General features: G+C 71.3%; 16 protein-coding genes. 7 read left to right on the top strand and 9 right to left on the bottom strand.

Annotation, left to right across the window (positions count from 1 at the left end):
- Positions 1-118: 118 nt before the first annotated feature.
- From ABT061_RS44875 to ABT061_RS44865, 3 genes are all read right to left on the bottom strand, one after another.
- Positions 119-706 (bottom strand): Rv1733c family protein, encoded by a 588-nt coding sequence (locus ABT061_RS44875; RefSeq protein WP_350929804.1) that lies wholly within the window; start codon positions 704-706, stop codon positions 119-121.
- Positions 707-1,014: 308 nt separating this feature from the next.
- On the bottom strand, positions 1,015-1,188 hold the full coding sequence (locus ABT061_RS48505; RefSeq protein ID WP_502991619.1) for a hypothetical protein: 174 nt from the start codon (positions 1,186-1,188) through the stop codon (positions 1,015-1,017).
- Entirely contained in the window at positions 1,185-1,469 is a 285-nt protein-coding gene (locus tag ABT061_RS44865) for a hypothetical protein (RefSeq protein WP_350929803.1), read from the bottom strand. The genes ABT061_RS48505 and ABT061_RS44865 overlap by 4 nt, the downstream gene beginning before the upstream one ends.
- A gap of 58 nt (positions 1,470-1,527) precedes the next feature.
- Between ABT061_RS44865 and ABT061_RS44860 the strand changes: the two genes are divergently transcribed.
- The 3 genes from ABT061_RS44860 to ABT061_RS44850 all read left to right on the top strand — a co-directional run bounded on the left by ABT061_RS44860 (position 1,528) and on the right by ABT061_RS44850 (position 4,652).
- Positions 1,528-2,019, top strand: coding sequence for a SigE family RNA polymerase sigma factor (locus tag ABT061_RS44860; protein ID WP_350929802.1), 492 nt, complete (start codon positions 1,528-1,530; stop codon positions 2,017-2,019).
- Entirely contained in the window at positions 2,016-2,816 is an 801-nt protein-coding gene (locus ABT061_RS44855) for a hypothetical protein (RefSeq protein ID WP_350929801.1), read from the top strand. Before ABT061_RS44860 ends, ABT061_RS44855 begins: the two co-directional genes overlap by 4 nt.
- Positions 2,817-3,290: 474 nt before the next feature.
- A complete protein-coding gene (locus ABT061_RS44850) occupies positions 3,291-4,652 on the top strand; it encodes a serine hydrolase domain-containing protein (protein ID WP_350929800.1) in 1,362 nt (453 codons plus the stop codon).
- On the opposite strand, the gene ABT061_RS44845 is transcribed toward ABT061_RS44850, so the two are convergent.
- A complete protein-coding gene (locus tag ABT061_RS44845) occupies positions 4,595-5,500 on the bottom strand; it encodes a LysR family transcriptional regulator (protein ID WP_350929799.1) in 906 nt (301 codons plus the stop codon). The genes ABT061_RS44850 and ABT061_RS44845 overlap by 58 nt on opposite strands.
- 77 nt (positions 5,501-5,577) lie before the next feature.
- On the opposite strand from ABT061_RS44845, the gene ABT061_RS44840 reads away from it, so the two are divergent.
- Positions 5,578-6,300: a CTP synthase C-terminal region-related (seleno)protein gene (locus ABT061_RS44840; RefSeq protein WP_350929798.1), complete on the top strand. Its 723-nt coding sequence runs from the start codon at positions 5,578-5,580 to the stop codon at positions 6,298-6,300.
- Between the two features lie 163 nt (positions 6,301-6,463).
- Here ABT061_RS44840 and ABT061_RS44835 read toward each other — a convergent pair whose 3' ends face one another.
- Positions 6,464-7,351, bottom strand: coding sequence for a LysR family transcriptional regulator (locus tag ABT061_RS44835; protein WP_350929797.1), 888 nt, complete (start codon positions 7,349-7,351; stop codon positions 6,464-6,466).
- Positions 7,352-7,501: 150 nt separating this feature from the next.
- Here ABT061_RS44835 and ABT061_RS44830 point away from each other — a divergent pair, with 150 nt between their 5' ends.
- Together ABT061_RS44830 and ABT061_RS44825 are read left to right on the top strand one after the other, a co-directional pair.
- A complete protein-coding gene (locus ABT061_RS44830; protein WP_350929796.1) occupies positions 7,502-8,299 on the top strand; it encodes a cytochrome P450 in 798 nt (265 codons plus the stop codon).
- Positions 8,296-9,129, top strand: a complete 834-nt coding sequence (locus ABT061_RS44825; RefSeq protein WP_350929795.1) for an isocitrate lyase/PEP mutase family protein — start codon at positions 8,296-8,298, stop codon at positions 9,127-9,129. The genes ABT061_RS44830 and ABT061_RS44825 overlap by 4 nt, the downstream gene beginning before the upstream one ends.
- A gap of 80 nt (positions 9,130-9,209) precedes the next feature.
- Here ABT061_RS44825 and ABT061_RS44820 read toward each other — a convergent pair whose 3' ends face one another.
- From ABT061_RS44820 to ABT061_RS44810, 3 genes are read right to left on the bottom strand one after another with little or no spacing between them, the layout of a single operon-like run.
- A complete protein-coding gene (locus ABT061_RS44820) occupies positions 9,210-10,508 on the bottom strand; it encodes an RNA polymerase sigma factor (RefSeq protein ID WP_350929794.1) in 1,299 nt (432 codons plus the stop codon).
- A complete protein-coding gene (locus ABT061_RS44815) occupies positions 10,505-10,876 on the bottom strand; it encodes a YciI family protein (protein ID WP_110697474.1) in 372 nt (123 codons plus the stop codon). Before ABT061_RS44815 ends, ABT061_RS44820 begins: the two co-directional genes overlap by 4 nt.
- Before the next feature lie 41 nt (positions 10,877-10,917).
- Positions 10,918-11,577, bottom strand: coding sequence for a DUF998 domain-containing protein (locus ABT061_RS44810; protein ID WP_350929793.1), 660 nt, complete (start codon positions 11,575-11,577; stop codon positions 10,918-10,920).
- Between the two features lie 161 nt (positions 11,578-11,738).
- Here ABT061_RS44810 and ABT061_RS44805 point away from each other — a divergent pair, with 161 nt between their 5' ends.
- Positions 11,739-12,173, top strand: a complete 435-nt coding sequence (locus tag ABT061_RS44805; RefSeq protein ID WP_350929792.1) for a hypothetical protein — start codon at positions 11,739-11,741, stop codon at positions 12,171-12,173.
- 269 nt (positions 12,174-12,442) lie between these two features.
- Here ABT061_RS44805 and ABT061_RS44800 read toward each other — a convergent pair.
- Positions 12,443-12,739: MerR family transcriptional regulator (locus ABT061_RS44800; protein WP_350929791.1), on the bottom strand; the 297-nt coding region annotated here is incomplete at its 5' end.

The raw sequence follows: 12,739 nt of genomic DNA, 5'->3' as shown, positions 1-12,739 counted from the left end.
CCGCGACGACGTCGGATACGACGGGATGCGCTGGATCTGGGCACGGTACGGCTCGCCCTTCCTGCCGTGGCAGATCTTGCGGGCCAGGGCGTGGCGGCCTTCCTCCGCACGGCAGAGATCAGCCTTGCTTCGGCCTGTGCCATCGCTGGTCGGCGAGGGACCACGCCCTCTCCCATTCGGCGTCACGGTAGCGGTTCAGCAGCACCCGGAGGCCGACCAGGAAGACCAGCAGGATCATCGAGATACCCGCCATCACCCCGATCGCGGTGAGCGTGGCGACCGTGACCGTCTCCACGCGGCTCTGCGGGGGGTCGGTGGGCCTGCCCGCGGTATCCAGCCAGATCTCGGTGCGCGAGCCGACTGGTATCGCCGAGGGGAGCACGACCTGGCCGGTGCGCGGGGTCCCGTTCGCCGCCGTCCAGCGCACCGTGCGCGCCTGCCCGCCGAGGCCGGGCTCCGTAGGGCGGGCCGTGCCCACGACCTCGGCGGCGACCGCCCGCCGGTGGGGGGCGGCGAGCTCGGCCCGCAGGCCGTCCTGGTAGGCCTGCCGGCCGAGTCCGACCGCCGGCCACAGCCCGGCGACGAAAAGCAGCAGGCTCACCAGCACGGCGACTGTCTCGATCCGGTCCGAGCGTCTGCGCAAAGGGTTGCTGTCGAACCGATGCAGGCGCAGACGGCACCGGATCCGGTAGCCGAAGGAACTCATCGGGCCACCTCCCCCGTGGTGTTGCCTCCACCGTGCGGCGCGTGTACCCGGCGTACCAGGGTCTTTGGCTGGCTGTGGTCAGAGCCGAAAGTCCCTCCCCCGGGCCGACGCGCTGCGGGCGGCCGCCGCCACCCGAGGCAGGGACCTGGCCGGGTGATCTTCCACACCGATCACGGGTCCCGGTAGTCCTGTCGAAGAATCCAACAGATATAGCTCTGACCTGCTCTGATGTAAGGGCACCGCAGGACTGGTGTGCCGGTTGGCAGGGCCCCGGCGTTGATTCGCCATGTCCGGTTCCTTCAGGTTGATCAGATGTTGTAGACGGCGAAGGCGTCGTTGTGATCGAGGAGGTCGCGGCGGGCATGGGCGATATCGGCTCGGCTGGCCAAGCGGACGGTGCTGATCGCCAGATTATGGAAACCGGCCAGGGCTCTGGCGGCGGCGCCCGTCCTGACCTGGGAGTTGTCCTCCCGGAATGTCACGTCTCTGACCCAGTACAGAAGGTTTTCCACTCCCCGGTGCGCGCGTTCGTAATGGTTGAGGTGGGTGGGCAGACTGCCGAGGGCCGCACATAGTGGCCAGGCTCAAATCGCCCCGACTGCAAAACGATGCCCAGGACCAGGGCGAGCTCGCCGAACAGCCGGTCGTACCGGGCCTCCTGCGCAGGGTCGTGCGGCCCCTTCCGGTCGTCCACGATCTCCGCGATGTCGTCGTAGACATCGCGACCGCTGTTCCCAAACGGCATATTTCGCTCAGCTGTCATCCGCAACCGGCTCCCCATCGCGTCAATATCCGTGAGGCCTTGAGGACGGAGATCACCAATGGACGACGGGTTCCACGACTATGTGACGCACCGCTACGAGCGGCTGCGACATACCGCGTATCTGCTCACGGGAGACAGGGCGACCGCCGAGGATCTCGTGCAGACGGCGTTGGCCAAGGCGTGGGTGGCCTGGCTGCGGATCGAGGGCGACCCCGACCCGTACGTGTATCGGATCGTCGTCAACACCCATGCCTCCTGGTGGCGCAGGAAGTGGCGGGACGAGGTGCCCGCCGAGCGGCTGCCCGACCGGGCCGATCCGCGGGACTTCACCGCCGAGGTCGGCGGGCGGCAGGTGCTCAGGCAGGCGATCGGCACTCTGTCGAGGAGGCAGCGCGCGGTGATCGTCCTGCACTACTTCGAGGAGCTCACTCTTATGCAGTGCGCCGACGTGCTCGGCTGCTCCCTGGCCACGGTGAAGACGCAGCTGGGCCGGGCGCTGAAACACCTTCGCATCCACTCGGAAATTCAGATGATAGGAGCGGAACGATGACCTACACCGAAGAGGAGTTGCGCGCGGCGCTGGCCGAGCGTGTCCTCGGCGGTCCCCCCGACGTGCAGCGGATCGTACGGCGAGGCCGCAGGATCAGGCGGCGCAGGATCGCGGTGGGCACGATGCTGACGGGGGCTGCGGCGACCGCCGTGTCCCTCCTGATCCTAGGACCGCGGTCGGGTGACGAAGTGACGGCGGAGATGCCGTTGGCGGTGGGGGCGCCGTTGACGGCGGCGACCCGCTCACCCTCGCCCGGCCTACCTCCTGAGAACAGAACATCCGCCGGTTCGGCTCCCCTGATCAAGAAACATGCCTCTCAGACCATGGTCACCGGTACGGCGGTCACGTTTCAGCCGTTGAGTCCCTACACCTCGTACAAGCTCGTGTGCGCCGACCAGAAGGCGTATGCGGTGATCCAGGCACCCGGCGGCGGCCGCTCGGCCGGCCGGTGCGGGAAAGGCGGCCTGAGCGGTTCCTACGACAAGCAGTCGGTGACCTCCGACTGGTTGAAGCGGCCACAGCGTTTCAAGGTCTGGGTCCTTCCCGAGCCGTCGGTCGGCGGCTCGGGACGCGCCGGCTCCGGGAAGGGCTGCGAGAGGGTCAGGAAGGAGGTGGGCCTGTGCGACGGCAGGTATGTGATGAAGAAGCTGCTCGAACCCGGTGTCGTCGAGCGGCTCGCCGCGGAGATCGGGCCGCAACCGGGCCGGTGGGCGTTCGGGATCTACGACCGGGCGGGCGCGACCGCACCGCCGCAGCCGACACCGACGATTACCGTGACCATCAAACCGAAGAAATGACCTCTGACTTCCGCCGACCACCCCGCCATCGCCGTCAGGATCCGCGGCTTCCTGACCTCCGAACCGTCACGCCACGGCTCTGGCACGCCAGCGGCGACAGTGTGGCGGCGATCTGGCAGTGGGCCGCCCGGACCTCCCAGCAGGTCCTGGAGCGGTTGGGCGCCTACCGTGATCCGTTCACCGGCCTGTTCGGCGTGCCCAGCGAAAAGACCTTCCTCCGCGTCCTGGCCGGTCTGGACGCCGCCGCCCAGGCACTGCTGTCAGGTCCGGATACCGACTGGACTGCGACTACCGCCATCGACGACGATCACGGGCACGACCGCACCGAACGCCGGACCATCCGCACCGTGCAGACCGACGACACGCTGTTTCCCTGTACCCGGCGATCACCCGGGCGGCCTGCCGGCGATGCCCTCCGGGCTCGAGCGGCACTAACCTGGGGACACTTTTGTCGTGTCGGGGAGGAGCCCTCTCATGTCGCCGGTTCTGGAGAGTACGGCTCGCGCGCTGCTGCGCAGGGTCGCGGTGGAGCAGTCCCAGGGGCGCCTGCCCTCGCTGGCCGCCGGGGTGGTGCGCGACGGGGAGCTGGCCTGGTTCGGCGCGCGAGGCCGGGTGGAGGGGGCCGCCCCCACCCCCCTCACCCAGTACCGCATCGGCTCGATCACCAAGAGCCTGGTCGCGGTCGTGGTCATGCGCCTGCGCGACGAGGGGAAGGTGGATCTGCTCGACCCGGTCTCCAAGCACGTCCCCGGTCTCGGGACCGGCGTCGGCGAGGTGACCGTCGCCCAGTTGCTGTCGCATACCTCCGGACTGAGTGCCGAGTCGCCGGGCCAGTGGTGGGAGCGGACCCACGGCGTGCCGGCCGAGGAACTGGTCGCCGCGCTCGGGCCCGACGCAGCCAAGCACCGTCCCGGGCGCCGCTACCACTACTCCAACGTGGGCTTCGCCCTGCTGGGCGAGCTGGTGGCCCGCCACCGCGGCGTGAACTGGGCGCGGGCCGTGGACGAGGAGATCCTACGGCCGCTGGGCATGCGCGACACCACGCCCCGGCCGCGCGCGCCGCACGCGTGCGGCTACGCCGTGCACCCCTGGGCGGACGTACTGCTGCCCGAACCCGAGCATGACGCGGTCGCCATGGCTCCCGCCGGGCAGTTGTGGTCCACCCCCGCAGACCTTGCCCGGTGGGCGGCGTTCGTGGCCGGCGACACCGGAGGCGTGCTCGCCCCGGCCACCGTGGCGGAGATGCGCGAACCCGCGACCGTCGACGACGGCGACGCCTGGACCGGCGGGTACGGTCTGGGGCTGCAGCTGGCCCGCGCGAACGGCCGCCGCCTGGCCGGTCACACCGGCTCCATGCCGGGCTTCCTGGCCACGGTGTGGGCCGATCCGTCCGACAGGGTCGGCGTGCTGTTCATGGCCAACTCCACCTCGGGGGTCAGCCGCGCTCTGCTGACCGACCTGCTGGCGATCCTCGACCAGCACGAGCCAAGTCTGCCCGAGGAGTGGGCGCCCGTCGCCGACAGCGCGGGCCTGCTGGAGCTGACCGGCCCGTGGTACTGGGGGCCCAGCGCGTACGTGCTGCGGCTGCTGCCCGAAGGCGGTGTCTCCCTCAACCCGGTCGGCGGCACCGGCCGGGCCTCCCGGTTCGCCGCCCAGGCCGACGGGACCTGGCTGGGACTGGACGGCTACTACGCGGGTGAGACCCTGCGTGTGGTTCGCGGGCCCGACGGCTCCCCCAGCCACCTGGATCTCAACACCTTCGTCTTCACCCGTACCCCCTACGATCCGCGGGCGGAGGTGCCCGGCGGGGTGGACGAGGGCGGCTGGCGCAGCTGAGCGGCGAGTGCGGCGGCCTGGCCCACGGGCTCGGCGTACAGGACCTCCACCCGGTGCACCACCCGCGGCGCGGTCAGCGGCACCCCCCGCGTCACTCCGGCCGTCACCGAGGCGGGCAGCAGGACCAGGCCGTTCCCCGCGGCGGCCAGATTCAGCACCGTGTGCAGGTCCTCGCCGTCGTAGCGCAGCGCGGCGCGAAACCCGCCCCCGCCGGCCAGCTCGCGCAGCCGCTCCACCGGTACGGCGACCGGCGCCCGCAGCCACAGCGCGTCGGTCAGGTCGGTCAGCGCCAGGCCGCGCCGGTGTGAGAGCGGGTGGCTGGCGGGCAACACCACCACCAGCTCTTCCTCGGCGACCCCGAAGCCTGACAGCGGCCCCACGTCCGGCAGCCGCAACGGATCGCTGGGCGCGGTGATCCCGTCGACGAGGCCGAGGTCGGCCGAGCCCGAGGCGACCTCGCCGGCGACGCGCTCACGGGCGACGGTGCGCAGCCGCACCTCCACCCCCTCCAGAGCGGCCGGGGACAGGCCCCGTGCGATCGCCGGGACGCAGGCCAGCGGGGAGGCCGCCACGGTCAGCCGCCCGGCCGGGCCCGCGGCGGCACGCAGCACGTCGGCGCGGGCGGCCCGGTGGCGCAGCAGCAGCGGTCCGGCGTGTTCCAGCAGGCGCTCCCCCGCCGGGGTGGGCACCACCGGACGGCGGCTCAGCAGCGCCAGTCCCAGGTCGGCCTCCAGCGCGGCGATCTGCTGGGAGACTGCCGACTGGGTGTAGCCGAGCTCGGCGGCGGCGGCGGAGAAGGAGCGCCGGTCGGCGACGACCACGAACGTGCGCAACAGATGCGGGTCCACAGAGCATCAGTATCGCTTATCGACCCAGCAGGAATCATCGTTGGCGCTTACCCCGGCAGCTGGGCCAGGATCGGGGCATGACCACCGCGAGGATCGCCCTGGTAGGCGACAAGTCACCGGCCGTCCAGTCTCACACCCGCATCCCCGCGCTGCTGGAGGCGCTGCGTGAGCGCGACGGGCTGAACCTGGACGCCTACTGGATCCCCACGACCGACACCGCCGGCCTGGAGGGGTTCGACGGCATCTGGATGGTGCCCGGCAGCCCGTATCGCAGCGAGGCAGGCGCGCTGAACGCCGCCCGCACCGCCCGCGAGCACGGCATCCCGTTCCTGGGCACCTGCGGGGGTTTCCAGCACGCCCTGCTGGAGTACGCGCGCAATGTGCTGGACATGTCCGTCGCGCACGCCGAGAACGATCCGGGTGCCGAGAACTTCCTGCTGCTACCGCTGGCGTGCTCGCTGGCGGGCCACGAGAATACCGTCCTGCTGGAGCCGGGGTCGCTGGCCGAGAGGGTCATCGGCGCAGAGAAGAGCGTGGAGAGGTACTACTGCACCTTCGGCCCCAACGCCGGCTACCTGCCCGCCCTGGAGGCGGGTGGGCTGCGCTTCACCGGCCACGACGAGGCGGGGCTGGTGCGGGTCCTGGAGTTGCCGGAGCACCCGTTCTTCCTTGCCACCCTCTTCCAGCCGGAACTGGCCGGCGACGGGCGCCGCCCGCACCCGGTCATCGGCGCCTTCGCCTCGGCGTCCGTCAGCCGGGCCAGGTCGGCCGCGCGGGGCGGACCTGTTCGGGGGGCATGACCGGCGGCCGTGAGCGCACCACCTTCTGACACCGTTTCTCATGCGAAATCGCTGGTGGAGCGGGTCGCGACGCCGCATCGAGCGAAGGCCGGCGTCCACGAGAGGGTGCCGTGGGCGCCCGCGATTCACGGGGCTCCGGGTGATGTCGAGGACTCCGGGAGCGCTACGGCGAGCCCTGAGCGAACGCCCGCCTGCTGTGGGCGAGCAACTCGCGCACAGCGGGGTTGTGCGTGCTCCTCCAGATCAGGGTGAGCAGGGCGGGTGCTTCGATGTCGTCGATGAGCAAGGTGGTGAGCCGGTCGCGGTAGTGCGCGGCCATCGACTCGCTGAGGATGGCGACGGCGAGCCCGCGGGTGGCGAGGTCGGCGATGGCGTCGGCGGCGCTGGCCTGCAGCGCGATCACCGGTTGGAGGCCCTGCGCGGCGCAGGCCTGATCGAACACCGTGCGCAGGCCGGTGCCCGGCGGCATGCACACGAGCGGGTGGGCACCCAGGTCGCGCAGGGTGACCCGGCGCCGCCGGGTCAGGGGATGCCCGGCGGGGACCGCCGCGACGAGCCGCTCGCTGATGATCGTCAACGCGTTCACCCCCTCCGGGGCGGCGGTCGCGGTCCCGGTGAGAGCCAGGTCGACGGTGCCGGCGCGCACCTGCTCGACGAGCCGGTCGGAGTTGTCCTCCAGCAGGGAGATCTCCACGCCGGGATGGGCTCGGTGGAACGCGGCCAGGGCGTCGAACAGCGGTGTGACGGTGCAGCCGATGACCATGCCGACGGTGAGCCGGCCCCGGATCAGGTCGGTCACCTCGCCCACCGCCTGGCCGAGGGCTCCGGCGGCGGCGAGCGCGGCGCGGGCGTGTCCGAGCGCGGCCTTTCCCGCGACGGTGAGAGTGGCGGTGCGCGCCGACCGGTCGAAGAGTTCGGCGCCGAGTTCACGTTCCAGTTGGCGGATCTGGGCGCTGACACCGGACTGGCTGATGTGCACCCGCTCGGCCGCCCGGGTGAAGTTCTGCTCCTCGGCGACCGCGACGAAGTATTCGAGCTGCCTCAGTTCCATGCCTGGAAATTCTAGCTACCGGAATATCCATCTTTTGGACTTCTGGTCGGCAGGTGGCCGCCCCGGGAGGAGCCGAAGTCCCGGAACCGCCGTCGGGCCACGTGGACGCTTCGGTGAGTGCCGAAGCGTCCGGCCCCTAGTCTGCCGGTCATGACATCTGACCCGCTGGTGGTGAGCGGCCACGCCGAGGTACGGGCCGTGCTGGCCGATCCCCGGTTCACCGTCGACCCCGTACCGCGGCCGCCGTTCGCGCTGAACGTGGCATGGTTGCGCGGTGCGGTCGGCCGCTTCGCCGAGGGATCCACGCACGCCGAGCGCCGGGCCGCCGGCGAGGCGGTGCTGGCCGGGCTGGACCCCGACGCGCTACGCACCGAGGCGTTCCGGCTCGCCTCACGGGACGCCGGCCCGCTGCCCTGTCCCCCGGAACTGGTTCCGGTGCTGGTGCTGGCCGTCGCGCTGGGAGTGCCGGCCCAGGACGGGCCACGGGCCGTGGAGGCCGTCACGGCGCTGGCCCCGGCCTACCTGCCGGGGCGCGAAGAGGTGGACCCCGAGGCCGCCGATGAGGGACTGGCGCGGCTGGCGCGACTCCTGGGCGATCCGGCTCCTGAGCGGCTGGCCGTGCTGGCGGGACTGCTCGCCCAGGCATGCGGCCCCACAGCCGGGCTGGTCCGCGGCGCGCTGGCTACGGCGTCGCAGACGGTGGAGCAGACAGTGGAGCAGACGGTGGAGGAACTGCTCGACGAGACGTTGCGCCGCGACCCTCCGGTCCGGACGCTGCGGCGCAGGGCGCCCGGCGACGGGAGGGCCGTGGTGCTCGACATCGCGGCGGCCAACCGGGATCCGCGGGCTCTGTCGCACCTGACGTTCGGCGCGGGGCCACGGGCCTGCCCCGGCAGGCGGGTGGCGCTGGCGCTGGCGGCCGGAACGGTCGAGGCGGTGGCCCGATGACATTCGAGCGGTTCAGGGCACTGCACCACGCGGATGAGCCGTTGCTGCTGCCCTGCGCATGGGACCACGCCTCCGCGGCGGCGCTGGCACGGGCGGGGTTCGCCGCGATCGGGACGACAAGCCTGGGGGTGGCCGCCGCCGCGGGCAAACCGGACGCCGGGCGGGCGACGCGGCAGGAGACGCTGGCGCTGGCACGGACGATCACGGGGCTGGGGATCCCGGTGACCGTGGACATCGAGGCAGGGTTCGGCGAGACGCCCGACCAGGTGGCCGACCTGGTGGCGCAACTGGCCGGGCTGGGGGTGGCGGGGATCAACCTCGAAGACGGGCGCGGCACCGGCCTGGCGGATGCCTCGGCGCAGGCGAAACTGATCGCCGCCGTCAAGCGACGGGTTCCCCAGGTGTTCCTCAACGCGCGGACCGACGCGTTCTGGCTGGACCTGCCGGATGCGCGGGCACTGGCGCTGGCCAGGGCCCGCGCCTACGCCGAGGCGGGCGCCGACGGGGTGTTCGTGCCGGGCGCGAGCACCGAGCACGACATCGAGGCGCTGGTGGCGGGGACCGGGGTGCCGTTGAACGTGCTCGTCCAGCCCGGCGTGCCGGTACGACGGCTGGCCGATCTGGGCGTGGCCCGGATCAGCTACGGGTCGCTGCTGTTTCGGGCGGCGCTGCACGCGGCCGTCACCACGGCGCTGGGCGTGGCCGATGGTGAACCGGTCACCGCCGGCATCCCGTCCTACGAGCAGGTCGAGGCACTGCACCGCTACCGGCTGGGTGGATTCCTGTGCCGGGAGGAGGCTGGGTATGCCTCGCGTCGTGCGTCGCGCTGAAGCCGCGAGCTCTCGCCGCTGCGTCAGGCGCGGCCGGCGCGTAACCGGACGCTAAAAAAGAGCGCACCACGCCCGCGTCCTCAGCCCAGGCGGCCGGCCTGGGCGAGCAGATATCGCTGCTCGACCAGGTTGCCGGTCAGGGAAGCCGCCTCACGATACAGCCTCGCCGCGCCGGCCGCGTCGCCGGTCATCTGGAGCAGGTGGGCGCGCACCGCGCGTTCGCGTTGCCGGATCAGCGGGTCCTGGCCGAGCTGGAAGCGGCGGTTGAGGTCGTCGAGCAGGGCCAGTCCTCGAACCGGCCCGTACGCTTTGGCCACGGCCACCACCCGGCTCAGCCGTACCGGTGGGATGGGGTTGAGCCGTTCGAGCCACAGGTAGAGCGCCGCGATCTGCGGCCAGTCGGTCTGCTGCGGCGAGGTCGCCGCGGCGTGCACGGCCGCGATCGCCGCCTGCAGCTGGTAGGGGCCGACCTCGCGGCGGTCCCAGACGCTGTCGATCAGCTCGGTGCCCTCGCGGGTGAGGTCGCAGTCCCATCGAGTCCGGTCCTGCTCGTCCAAGGGCACCAGCTCGTCGTGGCCACTGGTGCGGGCGGGACGACGGGCCTCGGTGAGCAGCATCAGCGCGAGCAGGCCGGTGACCTCGGCGTCGGCGGGCACGGAGGCGTGGAGCATGCGGGTCAGCCGGATGGCCTCGCTGGTCAGGTCGACGCGGGCGAGTCGGTCGCCGGTGGAGGCGGTGTAGCCCTCGTTGAAGATCAGGTAGAGCACCTGCATCGCGGTGACCATCCGGCTGTCGCGGTCGGTGTCGGTCGGCGGGGTGAAGCGGGCGCCGGCGCGGGCCAGCCGCTGCTTGGCGCGGCTGATCCGGGTGCCCATGGTGTTCTCTGGGGTTCCATGGGCATGCGCGATCTCGGCGGTCGTGAGGCCGCCCACGGCCCGCAGCGTGAGCGCCACCTGGGAGGCGGCGCTCAGTGCCGGGTGGCAGCAGAGCAGCAGCAGGGCGAGGCTGTCGTCGGTCTCCCGTGCGGCGCCCGGCCGGCGGTCCGGTTCCCGCATGGCCAGCTCGGCGACGCCGGCCTCCTGCTCACGTCGGCGCCGGGACTGGTCGGCGCGGAGCAGATCGACCATCCGCCGATAGCCGATGCGAATCAGCCAGCTGCGTGGGTTGTCCGGCACGCCGTCGGCCGGCCAGATGCGGCTCGCGGTGAGCACTGCCTCCTGCACCGCGTCCTCGGCGACGTCGAAGCGGCCGAAACGCCGCACCAGCGCGCCGAGCACCTGTGGCGCCTCGATGCGCAGCAGGTGCTCGATGTCGGCGTTCATGCTCGCGTGCGCCTTTCCCGCCGCACTGCCGGCCGCCGGTTCGGCATGATCGGTCACGCCGTGAAGTCCTCGCCCATGATCGGCCGGATCTCGATCGGCTCACCCAGCACCTCGACGATCCGCGAGACGATCTCCACGGCTCGTTCCTGGCCGGCCACGTCGATGACGGCGAAGCTGGCCAAGACCTCCTTCAGTTCGGCGAACGGCCCGTCGGTCGCCACCACGCCGTCAGCGGTCTTGCGGACCGTGGTGCTGACCGCGGGATGGCCGAGGCCCTCGCTGCTGACGAACTCGCCGGTGGCGATCAGTTCCTGCTCGAACTTCTGGTAGGCGGCGAACGCCGCCAGCGCCTCCTCCGACGGGGTGTCAGCGGTCGCGGCGTCCCAGGCTGCGGCCGGGGTGTGGCTGAGCAGCAGGTACTTCATGGTGGATCCTCTTTCGAACGTTCGGGAAAGCGTACGCGAGGTCAGGCGGAGCGGCGCAGGGACAGGGCCAGGACGGTCGTCCAGGCGAAGGCGACCAGGCCGTTGACGGCGATCTGGATGCTCATGTGATCGGGCGACATGGGCAGCAGCAGGACGAGCGCGGCGGCGCCGTTGCCGATGGCCGCCGGCACGGCCCGGTGGCGGGCGCATCGGACGACCAGCACGATGGCGGCGATGGCCAGCGCGGTGAAGGAGACGGCGGCCGCGGCCGAGTGCGTGATGCCGTGCCAGGACATCTGAGCCACCGGCCCGTCGGGAGTTCCGGCGGGAAAGCCGTTTTCCGGGTCCATGGTGAACACGCCCGCGGCGATCATCCCGGCCCCGAAGATCCCAACGAGGATGGGCAGCGCCCGCCGGCCGATCCCCTCGGTGACGGTGCGCCTGACACCGCCGGCCAATGCCAGGCCGCCCAGGCCGGCGAGCACGAACGTGGCGATCTGGATCCAGCCGAGGTCGCCGGTGGAGAGCTGGCTGATCGGATGGCGGGTGATGTCGAAGCCCTCGCGGGTGAGCATCTGAACGGTCACCGAGGTGAAGAACACCGGCCCGGCCAGAGCGCCGGCGAGCAGCGGCAGGTGGCCGGCCGAGCGGCGGACGGCGGGGACGCCGGTGGTGGCTGTGGTGGCTGCGGTGGTGGCCATGACTTCCTCCTTGATGGTGGGTTCCTGCCGCTACCTCGGGGCCGGACCTGGGCTCTCGACACGACCGCGATGTGATCTGAAACACACCCGGATCGTGTCAAAGCCCGCAGGCGGGCTCCGAGGTACCGGCAAGCAGTCACCAAAACCACAAGGAGGATGAGATGTCCGAGATGATGGAGACCTACCAGCCGAGCGCCGATGTGAAGGCCCTGGGTCGCCTGGTCGGCACCTGGGCGGTCACCGGCGGCGCTGCGGGAACCGTGCGGTACGAGTGGATGCCCGGCGGCTTCTTCCTGCTCCAGCATGTCAACCTCACCCAGTTCGGCCAGCCTGTCACCGGTCTGGAAGTGATCGGAAACCTGCGCCCGTTCGGCGAGCCGGCCGGCACGGACGTGGTGTCACGCTTCTACGACTCGACCGGCAACACCCTCGACTACGTGTACGAGCTGACCGGTGACAAGTTGACCATCTGGGGCGGCGCGAAGGGCAGCCCCGCCTACTACGAAGGCATGTTCAGCGCCGACGGCACCACCGTCACCGGCGCCTGGGTTTACCCTGGCGGAGGCGGATACGAATCCATCATGACCCGGATCTGACCTCGGCTCACCTCGCCGATCTGACAGGCCGGGACGAGCTGGGAGCGCCTGGCCGGCGATTCGGCGCCGGAGCACGGGCATCGAACCGTCGGCCAGCGGCCAGATGGAACGGAGCGGATCAACCCCTCCCCGACCCGGGCGAAACCTATCTGATTTGCCGCGATTTCGCTGGAGGTAACTTGCGGGAAATCGATCTGCCCGCAGGCAGCCGGGTCACCGAGAACGAGGTCAGCGGCAGCCCAGTACGAACCGTCTCGCGTTGCGTGCGGTCAGACCGATGTCGTGTCCCTGACAGCCGGCTGCTCGCGCACTGACGGGCAGTGCTCCGGATCCGGACGCACGGCGAGCTCGATCACCTGATCCAGCTTCCGCCCTGCCTCCTCGAGTTCGGCGATGCTTGTGGTGATGCGAGCGCGTTCGGCGCGCAGGCTCTCGACCATCTCGGGTTCCGCGTGCCCGGCGTCGACGCAGGGCAGGATGGTCGCGATCGTGCGGCTGCCGAGCCCGGCGGCGTAGAAGTGCTGGATGAGCCGCACTCGGTCCACCGCCGAATCCGCGTAGATCCG

Origin of the sequence: Streptosporangium sp. NPDC002544, from assembly GCF_040295965.1 — a bacterium.
GTDB lineage: Bacteria > Actinomycetota > Actinomycetes > Streptosporangiales > Streptosporangiaceae > Streptosporangium.
Note: the sequence above shows the minus strand (reverse complement) of the source record. Positions and strands in the feature narration are given on the sequence as shown.